This window comes from Kitasatospora sp. NPDC059146 (assembly GCF_042786665.1).
Taxonomy (GTDB): Bacteria; Actinomycetota; Actinomycetes; order Streptomycetales; family Streptomycetaceae; genus Kitasatospora.
Genome location: NZ_JBHZCY010000002.1, coordinates 150,722 through 169,734 on the forward strand (window position 1 = coordinate 150,722; position 19,013 = coordinate 169,734).

Here is a 19,013-nt window from a genome sequence, read left to right on the forward strand (position 1 = left end):
CGAGCGACACCACGCGACGACCGGAGACGCCCGATGCAGCCTGACGTTCTTCCCCTGTCCTTCGCCCAGTCGCGCCTGTGGTTCCTGGAGCAGCTCTTCCCGGGGCGGGCGACCTACCACCTGCCGCTGTTCGTCACCCTGGACGGCCCGGTGGACCAGGAGGCGCTGCGAACGGCGCTCGGCGAGGTCGCCGACCGGCACGAGGCGCTGCGCTCGACCTTCCCCGACCGGGCCGGCGAGCCGCGCCAACTCGTCCACGAGCGCGCGGTGGTGGACTTCGCGGTGGTCCCCGCGGAGGCCGACGTCGACGCGCAGCTGCTGCGGCTGGTCGGGCGCCCCTTCGACCTGGCGGCCGGACCGCTGTGGCGGGTGCGGCTGCTGCGGGTCGGGCCGCGCGCGCACGTCCTCGCGGCGGTGTTCCACCACCTGGTCGGCGACGGCTGGTCGTTGGGGATCTTCACCCGGGAGCTCGGGCACCACTACAACCGCGCGGTGCGCGGCGGCGTCGGCGCCCTCGCCGAGCCCGCCGAACCCGCCGAACCCGCCGAGCCCACCGAACTCGCCGAGCCGGAGATCCAGTTCGGCGACTACGTGCTCTGGGAGCGCGAGCAGTTGTCGGACGAACGCCTGGCGCGCGGGCTGCGGTTCTGGAAGGAGCGGCTGGACGGCGCCCCCGACCTGCTCGCCCTGCCGACGGACCGGCCGCGCCCGGCGGTGGCCTCCGACGCGGGCCGGCTGTTCGGGACCCGGCTGCCCCGCACGCTGTCCGAGGAGGTCCGCCGCCTCGGCGCGCGCGAGGGTGTCACGCCCTTCATGGTGCTGCTGGCCGGGTACGCCGTCCTGCTGCACCGCTACGCCCAGTCCCCGGACCTCGTGGTGGGCGTCCCCACGGCCGGCCGTTCGCAGCCCGAGACCGAGGGCGTGATCGGCTACTTCGCCAACACCGTCCCGCTGCGCCTGCGGGTCGACCGGGGCCAGGGCTTCCGCGAGCTGCTCCAGCAGGTCAAGCAGACGACCCTGGACGCCCACGACCACCAGGACATCCCGCTCGACCTGCTGGTCGACGAGCTGGGGGTGGCGCGGGACCTCAGCCGCAGCCCGCTGATCCAGACGCTGTTCGTGCTGCTGGAGGAGGGCCGCTCCACGCTCGGGGCCGGGCGCAGCGGGCTGGAGCTGGACGGGGTGACGGCCACCGGCCGCCGTCCGGTGACCGGGCACGCCAAGTTCGACCTGTCGCTGGTGGCCGAGGAGACCGGGCGGGGCTACGCCCTGGAGTTCGAGTACGCCACCGACCTGTTCGTCGAGTCCACCGTCCGGCGGATGGCGGAGCACTACGCCCGGCTGCTGGCCGGGGCGGTCGCCGACCCGGCCCGGCCGGTGGGCGAACTCCCGCTGGAGGACCCGGCGGTGGTGGCCGAGCGGGTCCGGTCCCTGAGCGGCGCGGACCTGCCGCACGACCGGGACGTCCTGCTGCACCAGTACGTCGAGCGGTTCGCGCGGAGCACCCCGGACGCCCCGGCGCTCCGGGGCGAGCACGGCGACCTGACGTACCGCGAACTGAACGAGCGGGCCAACCGCTTGGCGCGGGCCCTGGTGGCGCGCGGCGCGGGGCCCGGCGCGGTCGTCGGGATCGCGCTGCCGACCGGGCCCGAGCTGGTGACCGCGATGGTCGCGGTGGTGAAGACCGGGGCGGCGTACCTCGCCGTCGAGGTGAACCACCCGGGCGAGCGGATCCGCTCGGTGCTGGCCGACGCGGGCGCGGCGGTCGTGGTCACCACGCCCGGGCTGCGCGCGACCGTGGCGGGCCGCGCCGAGGTGCTGGTCCCCGCGGACCCGGCCGTGCGCCGGGGCATCGAGGCGCTCGGGTCGGCCGACCTCGGGGTGTCCGTGGGCGCGGACGCGATGGCCTACCTGGTGTACACCTCCGGGTCGACCGGCGAGCCCAAGGGCGTGCCGATCACCCACCGCAGCGTCACCCGGCTCTTCCCCGACCCCGATCCGCTGTACGCCTTCGGGCCGGACGACTGCTGGACCCTGTTCCACTCCTGCGCGTTCGACCTCTCGGTCTGGGAGATCTGGGGCGCGCTGAGCCACGGCGCGGTGCTGAGCCCCGTCCCGCCGACGGTCGCCCGGGCCCCGGAGGAGTTCGCCGACCACCTGGTGCGGCACCGGGTCGGCGTGCTCAACCAGACCCCGGCGGCCTACGAGCAGCTGCTGGACCACTTCGCCCGGCACGGCGTCCCCGACGGGCTCCGGCTGCACACCGTGATCGTGGGCGGCGAGGCGTGGGGCGAGGAACTCGCCGAGCGGCACCGGGTGTTGCTCGGCGGGGTGGCGCTGTTCAACGAGTACGGCCCGGCGGAGGCGGCGGTGTGGACGGCGCACCGGCTCGTCCACGACCCGGTGACGAAGCGCTCGCACCCGGTCGACCTCGGTGTGCCGCACAGCGGGAGCCTGGTCGTGGTGCTCGACGAGGGCGGCCGGCCGGTGCTCCCGGGGGCGGTCGGCGAGATCTGCCTCGGCGGCGAGGGGCTCACCCGGGGCTACTGGAAGCGGCCGGAGCTGGACAAGGCCGCGTTCTTCGAGGCGGTCCTGCCGGGGGTCGGGGCGCAGCGGCTCTACCGCACCGGGGACCTGGGCCGGTGCACCGCCGACGGCCGGGTCGAGTTCGTCGGCCGCAAGGACCGCCAGGTGAAGATCCGCGGCTACCGGATCGAGCTGCGCGAGGTGGAGCGCGCGCTGCTGGCCCTGCCCGGGGTCCGGGAGGCGCTGGTCACCGCCGTCGACGGGCGGCTGGTCGCCCATGTGGTGCCGGAGCCGGGGGCCGAGGCGCCGGGGGCCGGCGCCAGCGTTGACGCCCGAACCACCGAAGCCGCCCTGACCGGCGCGCTGCGCGCCCGGCTGCCGCTCCACCTGGTCCCCGCCCACGTGGTGCTGCTGGACGCGTTCCCGCTGACCGCCAACGGGAAGGTCGACCACGACCGGCTGCCCGCGCCGCGTCCGGCGGACCGCGCCGCCGGGGTGGAGCCGAGCACCCCGACCGAGAAGCTGGTCGCCGGGGTGTTCGCCGAGACCCTCGGCGTCGACTCCGTCCCCGCCGACGCCGACTTCTTCGACCACGGCGGACACTCGCTGCTCGCGACCCAGGCCGCCGCCAGGATCGCCGACCGGTCCGGCCGGCCCTGCCCCGTCCGCGCGCTGTTCGAGTGCGGCACGGCGACCGCGCTGGCCCGGTGGCTGGACGAGGCCCGGTCGGCGGCCGGCGGGCCCGCCGACCCGGACGGCCCGGCGCTGCCGCGGATCGTCGCCGACCCGCAGCGGCGCTACGAGCCCTTCCCGCTGACCGACGTGCAGCAGGCGTACTGGGTGGGGCGGACGGGCGCGCTGGACTTCGGCGAGGTCTCGGTCCACTGCTACGTGGAGTACGACGTGCCGGACCTCGACGTCGCCCGCCTGGAGCGGGCGTTCAACCGGCTGGTGCGCCGGCACGAGGCACTGCGGCTGGTGGTGGCGGAGGGCCGGCAGCGGATCCTGCCCCACGTCCCGGAGTACCGCATCGCGGTGGCCGACCTGGCCGGGCACGGCCCGGCGGAGGCGCAGCGGGCGCTCGCGGCCACCCGCGACCGGATGGCGCACCAGGTGCTGCCCAGCGAGCGCTGGCCGCTGTTCGAGATCGCCGCGAGCCGGCTGCCGGACCGTCACCGGCTGCACCTCAGCCTGGACGCCCTGGGGCTCGACGCGTGGAGCCTGAACCTCGTCCTCAACGAGTGGGCCCGGCTCTACCGCGACGAGGACGCCGAACTGCCCGCGCTGGACCTGAGCGTGCGCGACTACGTGCTGGCGGAGCGGGAGTTCGCCGGCACGGCGGCCTTCCGCCGCTCCAGGGACTACTGGACGGGCCGGCTGGACACCCTGCCCGCCGCCCCGGCGCTGCCCCTGGCGGCGACCGCCCCGACCGGGCCGCGCCGCTTCGACCGGGTGCAGCGCCGGCTCCCCGCCGCCGACCTGCGTGCCCTGCGCGAACGCGCCGAGCGCCGCGGCCTGTCGCTGTCGGCCGTCCTGGCGGCGGCCTTCGCCGACACCCTCGCCACCTGGAGCGCCGAACCGCACTTCACCGTCACCACGACGCTCTTCAACCGGCTGCCGGTCCACCCCCGGATCAACGCGATCGCCGGGGACTTCACCTCGGTGAACCTCCTGGAGCTGGACTGGTCGGAGCCGGACGTCCCGTTCGCCGAGCGCGCGGGCCGGACCCAGGGCCGGCTCTGGGAGGACCTCGACCACCGCCACTTCGGCGGCGTCCGCGTGCTGCGCGAACTGGCGCGCACCCGGGGGCTCGACGGGGGACCGCTGATGCCGGTGGTGTTCACCTGCCTGCTGGGCGGCGAGGGCGGGGCGGACGGCTGGGAGAGCCTCTTCCCCGACGAGGTCTTCAACATCACCCAGACCCCGCAGGTCTGGCTGGACCACCAGGTCTACGAGTCCCGCGGGGAGCTGGTGCTCTGCTGGGACCACGTGGCGGGGCTCTTCCCGGACGGCCTGGTGCGCGACATGCACGCGGCGTACTGCGCCGCGCTGCGCGCCCTCGCCCGGGACGAGCGGGCCTGGGACCGTACGCGGCTCACCCCGTTCCCCGAGGCCCAGGCCGAACGCCGGGCCGTGGTCAACGACACCGCCGGGCCGGAGTCGGACCGGCTGCTCCACCAGCTCTTCGAGGACCGGGCCGCGAGCGGCCCCGACGCCGTCGCGGTGGTCGCCGAGGACCGCACCCTGACGTACCGGCAGCTCGACACCGCCGCCAACCGGGCCGCCCGGCGCCTGACGGCCGCGGGCGTCGAGCCGGGCGGGCGGGTGGCCGTCCTGGCCGGCAAGGGCTGGCGCCAGGTGGTGGCCTGCCTGGCGGTGCTCAAGGCGGGCGCGGCCTACCTGCCGGTCGACGCCGGGTCGCCGCAGCAGCGGATCGAGGACCTGCTGCGCCGCGCCGAGGTGGGCGGCGTGCTGGCCGACCCGGACCGGCTCGCCCGGGTCACCGGGCCGGCCGGGCGGTGCGCCCCGGGCGGAGCCCCGGTGCTGCCGGTGGACGAGGACCTGCTCGCACCGGTCGCCGAGGGCGAGGACGTCAGCGCCCCGCCGGCGTGCCGGACGCCCGCCGACCTCGCCTACCTGATCTTCACCTCGGGGTCCACCGGCGAGCCCAAGGGCGTGATGATCGACCACCGGGGCGCGGTGAACACCGTCCTGGACATCAACGACCGCTACGGGATCGGCCCGCGGGACCGGGTCCTGGCGCTCTCCGCGCTGGGCTTCGACCTGAGCGTCTACGACGTCTTCGGCCTGCTCGCCGCGGGCGGCGCGGTGGTCGTCCCGCCGGACGACCAGGTCCGCGAACCGGCGCGCTGGGCCGACTGGGTCCTCGACCACCGGGTCACGGTGTGGAACACGGTGCCGATGTCGATGGAGATGTTCACGGCGGCCGTGAGCGGCCGCCCGGACGAGTTCCGTGAGCGGCTGGCGCACAGTCTGCGGCTGGTGCTGCTCAGCGGGGACTGGATCCCCACCGAGCTGCCCGGCCGGGTGTCGGAGGTGTTCCGCGACGCGCGGACGGTGGGCCTCGGCGGCGCCACCGAGGCGTCGATCTGGTCGATCGCCCACGAGATCGACCGGGTCGACCCGGGGTGGGCGAGCGTCCCGTACGGACGGCCGCTGCGCAACCAGACCTTCCACGTCCTGGACCGGGCCCTGCGGCCCCGCCCCGACCACGTGCCCGGCGACCTCCACATCGGCGGCACCGGGCTGGCCCGGGGCTACTGGCGGGACGAGGAGCGGACGGCGGCGGCCTTCGTCCTCCACCCCGACACCGGCGAGCGGCTCTACCGCACCGGCGACCGCGGCCGCTACCTGCCGAACGGCGACATCGAGTTCCTGGGCCGCGACGACCTCCAGGTCAAGGTGGGCGGCCACCGGATCGAGCTCGGCGAGATCGAGCACCACCTGGCCGGGCTCCCGGGCGTGCGGCACGGCCTGGCGCACGTCGTCAGGCCGGACGGGCGCACCCCGCGGCTCGCCGCGTACCTGCACGTCGACCTGCCGGAGGAGGACGAGGAGGCCGCGGCCGCGGCGGTCGAGTTCCGGCTGGCACAGCCCGGGCTGCGCGTCCTCGACGGGGGGTTCCACCCCCTCGGCGCCGCGGCTGCCGGAGCCGACGACGCGGCGCTGAGCGCGCGCAAGAGCTTCCGGACCTTCGAGGGCGCCGAGCCGGACCCCCGGGCACTGGCCGACTGGCTCACCGGGGCCCTGGCACCCCGCCCCGCGCCGGGCGACGACCGCTCGGTCGCCGCCGCCGTCCGCCCGCTGCTGGCCCGTCCGGTCGAGGGCTCCGCGCTGCCCCGGCGGCGCTACGGGTCGGCGGGCTCGCTGTACCCGGTCCGGACCTACCTGGTCGGTGACCGCGACGCCGAGGGTCTGGCCGCCGGGGTGTTCTACCTCGACCCCGTCCGGCACGGGTGGGTCCGGGTGGGCTCCGGCGAGGCGGCGGCCGCCTGGCGCGCCGCCCACGGCGGCCGGGGCCCGGCCCTGCTGCTGGTGGCCAAGGGCTCGGCGATCGAGCCGCAGTACGGCGGGCGGGGCCTGCGCTACGCGGCGGTCGAGGCCGGGTCGATGGCTCAGCTGGTGAGCGACGCGACCGGGGCGGCCTGGCGGCTGCGGCAGGACCGCGAGGCGGGCGGGCTGACCCCGCTGGTGCTGGAGAGCCCGGACTGCCGGCTGCTGGGCGTGCTGGAACCCGGCCCGGTGGACGAGGCGGCCGGTGGCGCCGTGGACGAGGTGCTCCCGGACGGCCTCACCGTGCTGGTGCACGTCAGGCCGGGCGCCGTCCCGGCCGGGGCCGGCGGCGGACTGTCGGCGGGCTGGCACCGCTGGGAGGGCGGCCGCTGGGCCGGCTTCGCCGGGCCGGAGCCCGCACCCGACCTGAGCAACCCGGACAACTGGTCGATCTACCAGGGCGCGACGGCCGCCGTGTTCCTGCTCGGCCCCACGTCCGGCGGCCCCACGCCCGGCGGTCCCACGCCCGGCGGTCCCACACTCGGGGCCGAACGGGAGCCCGGGGCAGCCGAGTCGGCGGCCGGCCGGCTGGTGCAGCGGCTCGCGGACACCGGCCACCACCACGGGCTCGGCGGCTGCTCGATCGGCGAACTCGACCCGACCGGCGACCGGATCGTCCGGGCCGCGGCCGGCGGCGGCGAGGTCCTGCACGCCTTCTTCGCCGGTCCGGTGGCCGACGCCCAGCGCGCCGACCCGCGGCCGAGCGAAGCCGTCCCGTTCCGCCGGGTGCTCGCCCGGCTGGCCCGGACGGCGCTGGAGCGCCGGCTGCCCCCGTACATGGTCCCCGAGCACTACCTGGTGCTCGGCGAGCTGCCGCTGTCGCGCAACGGGAAGGTCGACCGCGGCCGGCTGCCCGCCCCGGCGGCGGCCGCGGCGCAGCGGCCCGCGCGGCCTGCGGGCGACGGGCGGCCGTACGGCGCCACCGAGCAGGCGGTCGCCCGGCTGTGGGCCGAGCTGCTGGGGGTCACGCCCGGGCCGGAGGACGACTTCTTCGCCCTCGGCGGCCACTCGCTGACCGCGACGCTCCTGCTCAACCGCGTCCGGGAGGTCTTCGGGGTCGAACTCCAGCTGCGCGGCATCTTCCTGCACCCCGACGTGGGCGGGCAGGCCGGGCTGATCGAGGCCGCCCGCGCCGACCGCCCGGCGGCGACGGTGGCGGCGGCGGACCGGACCCCGGCCCTGCGGCGGCGCTCGGCCACCCGGGCACCGGCCTCCTCCGGCCAGCAGCGCCTGTGGTTCGCCGAGCAGCTCGCCCCGCCCGAACTGCGCGGCGCCGTCTACGCGATGCCCTCGGCCGTCCTGATCGAGGGGGCGACGGACTGGCCGCTGCTGCGCCGGGCCGTGCAGCGGATCGTGGACCGGCACGAGGTGCTGCGGACCACCTTCCGGATCGCCGACGGGCGGATCGAGCAGGTCGTCCACGCGCGGATGCCCGTCGACCTGGAGGTCGAGGACTGCCCGGGCGTGGACGAGGCCGACCGGCGGGCGTACGCCGACCGGCGGCTGCGCGAACTGGCCGGGCACCGCTTCGACCTGGCCCACGGCCCGCTGTTCCGCTTTCACGTGCTCCGGCTGGCCGAGGACCGCCACCTGCTGTTCAGCGCGCTGCACCACATCGTCTCCGACGGCTGGTCGGTCGGCGTCTTCGCCGCCGAGCTCGACCTCGCCCAGCGGGCCGAACGCGACCGACAGGCGCCCGAACTGCCCGAGTTGGCGCTCCAGTACGCCGACTACGCGGCCTGGCAGCAGGAGCCCGCCACCCAGCGGGCCGCCACCGCGCGGGTCGACTTCTGGCACCGGACGCTGTCCGGGGCGCCCGCCACCTCGGTGCCGCCGGCCGACCTGCCCCGGCCCGCCCGGCAGGACTTCACCGGATCCAGCGTCAGCCGGCCGCTGCCGCCCGGACTGGCCGCCCGGATCGAGGAGCACTGCCGCACCCTCGGCGTCACGCCCTTCGCCTTCCACCTGGCGGCCTACACGGCCTGGCTGTCCCACAGCACGGGCCAGGACGACCTGGTGGTGGGCACCCCCGTCGACTCCCGCCACCACCCGGACCTGGAACGGCTGATCGGATTCTTCGCCAACATGCTGGCCCTGCGCGTCGACCGGGCGGCGCGGAGCACCTTCGGCGAGCACGCCCGGGCGGTGCAGGAGCGCCTGCTGGCCGCCCACGAGCACCGGGAGGTGCCGTTCGAGAGCGTGGTCGACGCGCTCGGCCTCGACCGCCGCTCCGGCAGGCACCCGCTCTTCCAGACCACCTTCGTGCACGAGAGCGCCGACCGGGCCGCCACCCTGCCCGGAGCCGTCCCCGTACCGCTGGAGTCGACCGTCGCCCGCTACGAGGTCAGCGTGCTGCTGCGGCCGCGCGGCGGAGAGCGGGAGCTCACCATCGAGTACGCGACCGGGCTCTTCCTGCCCGGGACGGCGCACCGCTGGCTCGACGAACTCCTGCTGCTGCTGGACGCGGCCGCCACCGACCCGGGGGCGAGCCTCGACGAGCTGACCGCCGTACTGGACGCCGCCGAACAGGACCGCACCGGGGGCCGCCGCGGCCCGCACCGCCCGCTGCCGGAGACCACCGTCGCCGAGCGCTTCGAGGAGATGGCGCGGCTGCACCCCGACGTGTGCGCGATCCGCTCCGGCGACGGCGGCCGGGAGACGCTCACCTACCGCGAACTGGACGCCCGGGCGAACCGGATCGCCCGGCTGCTGCTCGCCCACGGGGCCGGACCGCGGCGGGTGGTGGCCGTCCGCCTGCGCCGTACGGCCGACCTGTTCGCCACCTACCTGGCCGTGCTCAAGACCGGCGGCTGCTACGCGGCGATCGACGGCGGCAACCCGCCCGCCCGGATCGCCGCCCTGCTGGCCGACCTGGCGCCCGACCTGGTCGTCACCGACCGGGCCGACGCCGCCCCGACCACCGACGGTCCCTGCCTGGTGCTGGACGAACGGTCGGGCGCCGACCTCGACGACGGCCCCCTGCCCACCGCGGCCGGCCCCGACGACCTGGCCTACATCGTCCACACCTCGGGCTCCACCGGCGAGCCCAAGGGCGTGCGGATCCGGCACCGCGGCGTGGTCAACCTGGCGCTCTCCCAGCACGACCACTACGAGGTCGGACCGGGCCGCCACGTGCTCTCCCTGGCGTCCTGCGGGCACGACGGCTCGGTCTGGGAGTGGACCACGGCGCTGCTCAACGGGGCGACGCTCAGCATCGTGGCGGACTCCGCCGCCGAGGTGGTCAACCGGCTGCACCACCCGGACCGGCACCCGCCGGTCCACCTGGCCGCGCTCACCCCGACCGTGCTGGCCACCCTGCCCCCACACGCCCTGCCCGACCTCCAGGTGCTGGTGGTCGCGGGGGAGAGCTGCCCGCAGAGCCTGATCGACCGGTGGTCCGGCCGGGCCCGGATGTTCAACTTCTACGGGCCCAGCGAGGCCACCGTGACCGCCACGGCCTTCCCCGTCGACGGGCGGCGCGGCGCCGCCACCATCGGGCTGCCCGTGCGCAACACCGAGGTCCGGCTGCTCGACGAGCGGCTCCGGCCGGTGCCCCCCGGCGGCAGCGGCGAGATCTGCATCGGCGGCGTCGGACTGGCCGAGGGCTACCACCGGCGGGACGGCGAGACCGCCGCCGCGTTCGTCGAGACCGTGATCGGCGGCCGCCCCACCCGGCTGTACCGCACCGGCGACCGGGGCCGCTGGTCGGCCGACGGCCTGCTGGAGTTCCTCGGCCGGCTCGACGAGCAGGTGAAGGTCCGCGGCGTCCGGGTCGAGCCCGGCGAGGTCCGCGCCCGGCTGCTCGACCTGCCGGGCGTCGACCAGGCGGCGGTGGTCGCCGACAGCGGGTCGGGCGAGGTCCGGCTGCTCGGCTACCTGGTCGCGGCGCGACCGCTCGACCCGGACGCGCTGCGGGACCGGCTGCGGGCCACCCTGCCGGACGCGATGGTCCCCGCCTGGCTCTGCCAGGTCGACGCCCTGCCCCGGGCCCTGAGCGGAAAGGTCGACGCGGCGCGGCTGCCCCGGCCCGAGGCGGCCCCGGCGCCGGAGGAGCCCTCCCCGGGGGCCGGCTCGACCGTGCAGCGCCTCCAGGGGCTCATGGAGACGGTCCTGGAGGGCCGACGGCTCGGGCCCGAGGGCGACTTCTTCCGCCACGGCGGCCACTCGCTCAAGGCCGTCCAACTCGTCACCGCCGTGTACGAGGAGTTCGGCACGGAGCTGGAGGTCCGGGACGTGTTCGACCACCCCACGGTGGCGGAACTGGCGCAGCTGATCGACGACAAGGGGCAGGCCCGATGACCGGCGCACCCACCCGGACCCGGCGTCAGCCGGTCTCCCGCTTCCAGCGGCAGCTCTGGCTGGCCGAGCGGATCGCCCCCGCACCGGGCACCTACAACCTCCCGGTGCTCCTGGAACTGCGCGGCACCCCGCAACTCCCCGCCCTGGCCGAGGCGCTGCGCACCCTGCTGCGGCGGCACGCCGTGCTGCGCTGGCAGTTCCCCGAGGCGGACGGCGAACCCCACGCCGAGGACAGCGGCGACCCGGAGGTGCCGGTTGCCGGACTCGACTGGCGGGAGCTGTCCGCACCGGACCGGGAGGCACGGCTCGCCGCGTTCTTCCGGGAGCCCTTCGCGCTCGACCGGGGGCCGCTGGTCCGGGCCGCGCTGGCCCGGACCGGGCCGGACCGCCACTGGTTCGCGCTCTGCGTGCACCACCTCCTGGTGGACGGCTGGTCGATCGGCATCCTGCTGCGCGAACTGGCCGCCGCCTACAGCGCCGCCGTGCACGGCCGGGAGCCCGAACTCCCGCCCCCCGGCACCCCGTTCGCGCAGGACGTCGAGCGCGAACCGGCCGACCTGACCCGGCAGTCGGAGTTCTGGAAGAAGTCCCTGGCCGGTGCTCCGCAGCGGCTCACCCTGCCCTTCGAACGCGGCCGCGACTCCTGGTCGGGGCAGGCCCGGCGGTACGACTTCGGCCTCTCCCCGGAACTCAGCGCCCGACTGCGCGGGCTCGGCGAGGAACGCCGCGCCAGCCCCGCGATGACGCTGATGACGGCCTACCTCGCCCTGCTGGCCCGGTTCGGCGCCACCACCGACGTGCTCGGCACGGTGCCGGTGGTCAACCGGCTGCGCCCGGGCCTGGGCGACACCGTGGGCCTGCTCACCAACACCCTGCCGGTGCGGTTGACCCTCGCCCCCGGCGCGAGCTTCGCCGACGCCCTGACCCAGGTGCGCGACCGGCTGCTGAACGCCATGGCCAACGCCGACGTGCCGTACCAGCAGATCGTCGACGCCGTCGCCACCGAGCGCGAGCCCCACGTGCCCACGCTCTGCCAGACGCTGTTCACCTGGGGGGAGAGCGGGCCGCCGCTCGTCCTGGACGGCCTGGAGACGGAGCTGCGGCCGGCCCCCGAGATCGCCGTCAGGTTCGACCAGATGCTGTTCGCCGGGGAGCAGGACGGCCGCATCGAGCTCCGCCTGGAGTACCCGGCCGAGCTCTACGACGAGGACTCCGTCGCCGAGTTCGCCGAGAGCTACGTCGCCTGCCTGACGGCGATGGCCGAGGACTGCGACCAGCCGGTCGAATCGGCCTCGCTGGTCTCCGAGCGGCAGCGCCGCCGGATGGCCGCGTGGTCGCGGCCCCGGCCCGAGCCGCCGCGGTCGCGCACCGTCCACCAGGCGGTCGAACACTGGGCCGCCACCGGCCCGCGGGTGGTCGCGCTGCACCGGGGCGAGCGCACCTGGGACTACGGGTGGCTCAACGCCACCGCCAACCGGCTCGCCCGCAGGCTGCGCGCCGCCGGGATCGGGCCCGGCGACGTCGTCGCGCTGCGGATGGAGCGCTCGGTCGAACGGGTCGTCGCCTGGCTGGCGACGGCCAAGGCCGGCGCCTGCTACCTGTCCGTCGACCCGGGCGACTCCACAGACTCCACGGACAGCGAGACCGGAAGGGCCGTCGCCGGGGCCGCGCTGCTGCTGGCGCACGAGGCCCTGGCGGCCGACCCCCTCCCGGGCGTCCCGCTGCTGCTCTGGGAGCGGACAGAACCGGAACTCGCCGCGCTGGACGGCACCGACCTCGGGCTGGACGTCGACCCCGACGACCCGGCCTGCCTGGTGTTCACCTCCGGAACCACCGGGCCGCCCAAGGCGGTCCGGCTGGCGCACCGCGGCCTGGTCAACCTCGCCGCCCACCACCGGGAGGCCTTCGGGGTCGGGCCGGGCGAGGTCGTCCTCCAGCTCGCCGCCGCCGGCTGCGACGCCTCGGTCGGGGAGTGGGCGGGCGCGCTCGCCAACGGCGCCGCGCTGCGGCTCCCGCCGACCCGGGACGTCCACGACCGCCCGGCCGAGGTCGTCGCGGCGCTGCGCGAGCCCGGTGCCACCGTGGTCGCCCTGCCGCCCTCCCTCGCCGCGGCGCTGCCCGACGACGCCCTGCCCGCCGTCCGGGTGCTGCTGCTGCGGGGCGAGCCGTCCCCGCCCGAGCTGCTGACCAGGTGGGCGGCGCGGGTGCCGGTGGTGGCCGACACCTACGGCGTCGGCGAGGCCACGGTGACGAGCACCAGCTTCGTCCACCGGCCCGGGTTCCCCGCCCGGACGGTGGGCACGGCCCTGCCCGGCGTCGGGATCCACGTCCTGGACGAGGCCGGCCGTCCGCTCCCGCCCGGCCTGGTCGGCGAGATCGGCGTCTCCGGCGAGGGCCTGGCACCCGGCGGGGGCCTGACGCCCGGCCACCCGGACAGCCCGAACGGCCCGGACGGGGCTCCGGCTCGGATCCACCGCACCGGCGACCTGGGCCGGTTCCTGCCCGACGGCAACCTGGTGTTCGAGGGCCGCCGCGGCGACCGGACCGAACTGCGCGGCCACCGGGTCGACCCGGACCGGATCGCCTCGGCCCTGCGCACCCACCGCACGGTGCGGGACGCCGCGGTGACCGCCGCCCCGGTCGGCACCGACGGCCCCCGGCTCACCGCCTACGTGGTGCCCGCAGGCCAGGCCCCCGCAGGCGAGGAGGCCCGCGCCCGGCTGCGGCTGGAGCTGCGCGACCACCTGGCCGAGCGGCTCGGACCCCACCCGGTGCCCGAGGCGTACGTCCTGCTCGACGAACTGCCGCTGAACCCGCGCAGCCTGACCCTCCGGCCGCGGGCCCTGCCCCGCCCCGGGGCCGACAGCCTGCTCGGCCCGGACGCCTCCGCGCTGCGCACCGCCACCCAGCGGGAACTCGCCGGGATCTGGAGCGGGTTGCTGGGCGTGGAGACGGTCGGCCCGGACGACTCGTTCTTCCTGCTGCGCGGCAACTCGCTGCTGGTGGTCAAGGTCGGCCACGCGATCCGCGCCCGCTTCGGCGTCGACCTGCCGGTCCGCCGGCTCTTCGAGCGCAGCACGCTGCGCGACCTCGCCGAGACCGTGGACGAGGCACTGGCCGCCCGGGACGCCGTGGACCCGGCGGCGCGCCGGGCACCGGCCGAGCCCCTGCCGCGGGCCACCGACCGGCCGGAGTGGCCGCTGTCCTTCGCCCAGGCCCGGATGTGGTTCCTGGACCGGCTCACCGACGGCAACCCCGCCTACCACGTGCCGCTGGCCCTGCGGCTGACCGGGCGGGTGTCGGCCGAGGAGGTCGGGCGGCTGCTGACCGCGCTGGTGCGCCGGCACGAGGTGCTGCGCACGGCGTACGTCGAGACCGACCGCCGGCCCGTCCAGCGGGTCCTGGCGGCCGCGCCGGTCCGGGTCGCGGTCAGCGACCTGCGGGGCCTCGACCGCCCCGAGGGCGAGCGGGAGTGGCGCCGCCTGGCCGCCGCCGACCTGGCGCGGCCGTTCGCCCTCACGGCGGGGGAGAACCTGCGGGCCCGGCTGGTGGCCCTGGACGAGGAGCACGCCGTCCTGCTGCTCTGCCTGCACCACATCGCCGTCGACGGCTGGTCGGTGGAGCAGCTGCTGGCGGAGCTGGCCGCGCTCTCCCGCGGCGAGGACCTGCCGCCGGTGCCGCTGCGCTACGTCGACTACGCAAGCTGGCAGCGGGAGATCGGCTCCGACCGGCTCGACCAGCAGCTGGCCCACTGGAAGTCCCGACTCGACGGCGCCCCCGAGCGGTTGGAGCTGCCGACCGACCACCCCCGGCCGCCCGAGCAGGACTACCGCGGCGCCACCGTGACCCGCCCGCTGGCGGAGGGGCTCAGCGCCGGGCTGCGGAAGCTCGCCGCCGACTGCGGGGTCACCGAGTTCGTGCTGTACCTGACGGCGTTCCAGGTGTGGCTGGGCCGGATGGCGGGCAGCGAGGACGTCGTGGTGGGCACGGCGGTGGCCGGCCGGCACTACGTGGGCAGCGACCGGCTGGTCGGGCTGATGGCCAACTCGCTCGCCCTGCGGCTGCGCCACGAGGGCACCGAACGCTTCACCGACCTGGTCGCCAGGGCGCGGGACACCGTCGTCACCGCCCAGGAGAACCAGGACCTGCCGTTCGAGCTGCTGGTCGACCACCTGGACGTGGCCCGCGACCTCGGCCGCACCCCGGTCTTCCAGACCATGTTCACCCTCGCCGACCGGCTCCCCGCGCCGTTCGACCTGGCCGGGGCCACCGCCGAACTGCTCACCCTGGACGCCGACACGGCCAAGTTCGACCTCTCCCTGCACGTCCAGACCGGCGGCGTCGACGGCCCCTACCTGCGGGCCGACCACGCGACCGCGATCCTCGCGCCGGACACCGTGGCGCAGTGGCTGGAGGGCTTCGAGACCTTCCTGCGGTCGGTCCTCGCCCGGCCCGACGGCCCGGTCCGCGACCTCGACCTGCTGCCCCCGGCGCGCCGCGCCGCACTGCGCCGCCTCGGCTCCGGACCGGTCCGCGCCTACGGGCCGGAGCCGGTCACGGACCTGGTCGCCGGGTGGGTCCGTCGCGACCCCGGGCGCACCGCCGTCGAGGACGCGACCGGACGGCTCGGCTACCGCGAACTGTCCGACCTGGCCGACCGGGTCGCCGCCGGCCTGCACCGGCACGGCGTGCGCCCCGGGGACCCGGTGGTCGTCGCCCTGCCCCGGGACCGCCGGCTGCCCGCCGCGCTGCTCGGGATCCTGCGGGCCGGCGCCTCCTTCGTCCCCGTCGACCCGGCCCACCCGGCCGCGCGCACGGCGCACGTCGTCGAGGACTGCGGCGCCCGCCTGGCGCTGGGCGACCCGGGCGCCGCCGGGCTGTCCTGCGTCGGCTGGGCGGACCTCACCCGCCCCGGCGGGGCTGACCTCATCGAGGCCGGCGGGGCGCCCGGGCCGACTGGGCCCACCGGGCCGGGGCCCGACGCGGTCGCGTACACGATCTACACCTCGGGCTCCACCGGCCGCCCCAAGGGCGTGGTGGTCTCCCACCGGAGCCTGGCCAACTCCCTGCGGGCGATGGCCGAGGTGCTCGGCACCGGCCCGGGCCACCGGCTGCTGGCGATCACCACCACCGCCTTCGACATCTCCGTCCTGGAACTGCTCCTCCCGCTCACCGCCGGGGGCACCGTGATCGTGGCGGACGAGCAGGCCCAGCGGGACCCGGACACCCTGCGGACGTGGCTGGCGGACCACCGGGCCGACGTCCTCCAGGCCACCCCGGCCACCTGGCAGGGCCTGCTCGACACCGGATGGGCCGCGCCCCGCGACTTCACCGCGGTCGTCGGCGGCGAAGCCCTGCCCCAACCGCTCGCCGACCGGCTCACCGAGCGGACGGGCACCGCGTGGAACGTCTACGGCCCCACCGAGGCCACCATCTGGAGCACGGCGGCCCGGCTGGTCCGCCACGAACGCGTGCACCTGGGCCGGCCCCTGCCCAACACCCGGGCGTCCGTCCTGGACGCCTCCGGCCGGCCGGTGCCCCAAGGGGTCGTCGGGATGCTGCACCTGGCCGGGGCCGGGCTCGCGGTCGGCTACCTCGGGCGCCCCGACCTGGACGCGGCGGCCTTCGGCACCGACCCGGAGACCGGCGAGCGGCTCTACCGGACCGGCGACCTGGCCAGGATGCGCGCCGACGGCACCCTGGAGTTCCTCGGCCGCCAGGACGCCCAGGTGAAGATCCGCGGCTTCCGGATCGAACCGGGCGACGTCGAGGCGACGCTGTCCCGACTGGCCGGTGTGGAACGGGCGGTGGTCACCGCCGTCGGCTCCGGGGCGCACGCCCGGCTGGTCGCCTTCCTCCAGCAGGCCGGCCCGGGCGCGGACGGCCCGAGCGCGGACGGACTGGACGCTGACGGACTGGCCGAGGCCGCCCGCCGCCGGGCGCAGGAGCAACTGCCCGAGTACCTGCGGCCGTCCCAGTACCTCGTCCTCGCCGAGCTGCCACTCACCCCGAACCGCAAGGTGGACACCGCCGCGCTGCGCGCACTGGCGGCCGAGCGGACGACCGCCGCCCGACCGGACGACCCGGTGATGATGACCCCGGTGCAGTACGCGCTGCGGCGGCTCTGGCACACCGTCCTCGGCGGGGCCGCGCCGGGCCTGCGGGACGACTTCTTCGCCTCCGGCGGGACGTCGGTGCTCGCCGTCCGGCTGGCCCGGGAGATCCAGCGGGAGTTCGGCACGGAGGTCCGGGTGGCCGACGTCTTCCACGGCCGCACCGTCGAGCGGCTCGCCGAACTGGTCGGCCGGGCCGGCGGCACCCCGCCGCAGCTGCCCGTCCTGCTCGACCTGCCCGACCTCGGCAACGGCGCCGCCACGGCACCGGCCGACGGCGAACCGCCCGTCTTCGCGATCCATCCGGCCGGCGGCACCGCGTACTGCTACCAGCCGCTGGCGGAACTGCTGCGCTCCGCGCGCTGCGTGGGCGTCAACCACCCCCACCTCGACGACCTGGAGCACCGCTACGCAACGCTGCGCGAGATGGCCGAGGAGTACGCCCGGCTACTGCGGGCCCGGCAACCCGCCGGCCCGTACCGGCTGCTGGGCTGGTCCTTCGGCGGAACGCTCGCCTACGAGATCGGCCGGGTCCTGGAGCGGGCGGGGGAGCGGGTCGCCGGAGTCGTGATCCTCGACGCCCACAACTGGGGGCCGCGCGCCGCCGCGCTCGCCGCCCTCGACATCGACGAGGTGCTGGAACACCAGCGCCGCCACGGCCAGCACGTCGACCGCTTCATGGAGAAGGACGCCCGGGAGAGCGACCGGCTGCTGCGGGCGAGCTGCGCGACGGCGGCCGGCTTCCCCGTCCTGCTGTTCAAACCCACCGACCGGGACGAAGTCGCCCCGGCGCTGTTCGACGACGAGCACAACGGCTGGCGGGGCCTGCCCGCCGCACTGACCCTGCGGCGGGTCGAGGGCAACCACGGCAGCCTGCTCCGCAAGCCGGCCCTGGACCGGATCGCCGCCGAGGTCGACGACTTCTTCGCCGTGACGATCGGAGTGACGACATGATCCCGCCTCCCCTGGAGAACGCGCTCTACGGCATCCACGCCACCCACGCCCTGCGGCTGGCCGACCGGCACGGCGTCTTCACCCACCTGCTGCGCCACGGCCCGGCCACCGCACCCGCCGCGGCCGCCGAACTGGGGCTCGACGCCGAGACCCTGGAACGGCTGATGCTGCTGCTCAAGGTCTCCGGACTGCTCGCCGACGCCGGCGGCGGCCGGTACGAACTCCCCGCCGGGACGGCCGACTTCCTCGCCCCCGACGGCCCCCGCTACCTGGGCGGCTTCGTCGAGCACCTGGTCACCGACGCCGCCCGCCAACTGGAGCTGCTGGACGGGTACCTGACCCGCGGCAAGGACGCCGTGGACGCGGACCTCCCGGACGCGTTCGCCCGGATCCACCGGGACGGTGCGTCGACCGAGCGGTTCCTGGCGGCCATGTGGCAGCTGAGCCACCACGCCTCCGACCGCCTGGCCGAACTCGCCGACCTGGGCACGGTGACCAGGCTGGTCGACGTCGGCGGGGCCAACGGCCCCTTCGCCGTCGCCGCGCTGCGCCGCCACCCGGCCCTGCGGGCCACCGTGTTCGACCTGCCCGAGGTCGAGCCGTTCCTCAAGGCCAAGCGGAGCGAGCACGGACTCGACGACCGGCTGGACTTCCGGGCCGGGGACTTCTTCCGCGACGAGCTGCCCCCCGGCGACTGCTTCGCCTTCGGCTACGTCCTGTCGGACTGGTCCGACGCCACCTGCCTCGACCTGCTGCGCTCGGCCCACCGGGCCTGCGCGCCCGGCGGCCGGGTGCTGGTGATGGACCGGCTGTTCGACGAGGACCGCGACGGCCCGCTCGGCGCCGCCGTGATGAACCTGTCGATGCACGTGGAGACCCAGGGGCGGCACCGCTCGGCCCGGGAGTACGCCGGACTGCTGGAGGCCGCCGGGTTCACCGCCTGCGAGGTGCGCCGCTCCGACGGCGACAAGCACCTCGTGACGGCCCGCCGGTCGTAGGCCCCGTCGGAGCCCGGCCCCAATCCCTCGTCGAACCACCGGAGGTGAC

3 protein-coding genes are annotated in these 19,013 nt (G+C 76.5%); all 3 read left to right on the top strand.

The features are described 5' to 3' along the window. Nucleotides 1-33: 33 nt before the first annotated feature. Genes ACFXPX_RS01545 through ACFXPX_RS01555 form a run of 3 tightly spaced genes read left to right on the top strand, consistent with a single transcriptional unit; the run spans nt 34 to nt 18,964 of the window. Nucleotides 34-10,899, top strand: a complete 10,866-nt coding sequence (locus ACFXPX_RS01545; protein WP_380639107.1) for an amino acid adenylation domain-containing protein — start codon at nt 34-36, stop codon at nt 10,897-10,899. Beyond that, nucleotides 10,896-17,966 carry an amino acid adenylation domain-containing protein gene (locus tag ACFXPX_RS01550; protein WP_380639109.1) on the top strand — a complete coding sequence of 2,357 codons (7,071 nt, stop codon included), beginning with the start codon at nt 10,896-10,898 and terminating at the stop codon, nt 17,964-17,966. The genes ACFXPX_RS01545 and ACFXPX_RS01550 overlap by 4 nt, the downstream gene beginning before the upstream one ends. Then, the gene (locus ACFXPX_RS01555) at nt 17,963-18,964 is read left to right on the top strand and encodes a methyltransferase (protein ID WP_380639111.1); all 1,002 of its coding nucleotides are present in this window, start codon (nt 17,963-17,965) and stop codon (nt 18,962-18,964) included. The genes ACFXPX_RS01550 and ACFXPX_RS01555 overlap by 4 nt, the downstream gene beginning before the upstream one ends. Nucleotides 18,965-19,013 lie beyond the last annotated feature (49 nt).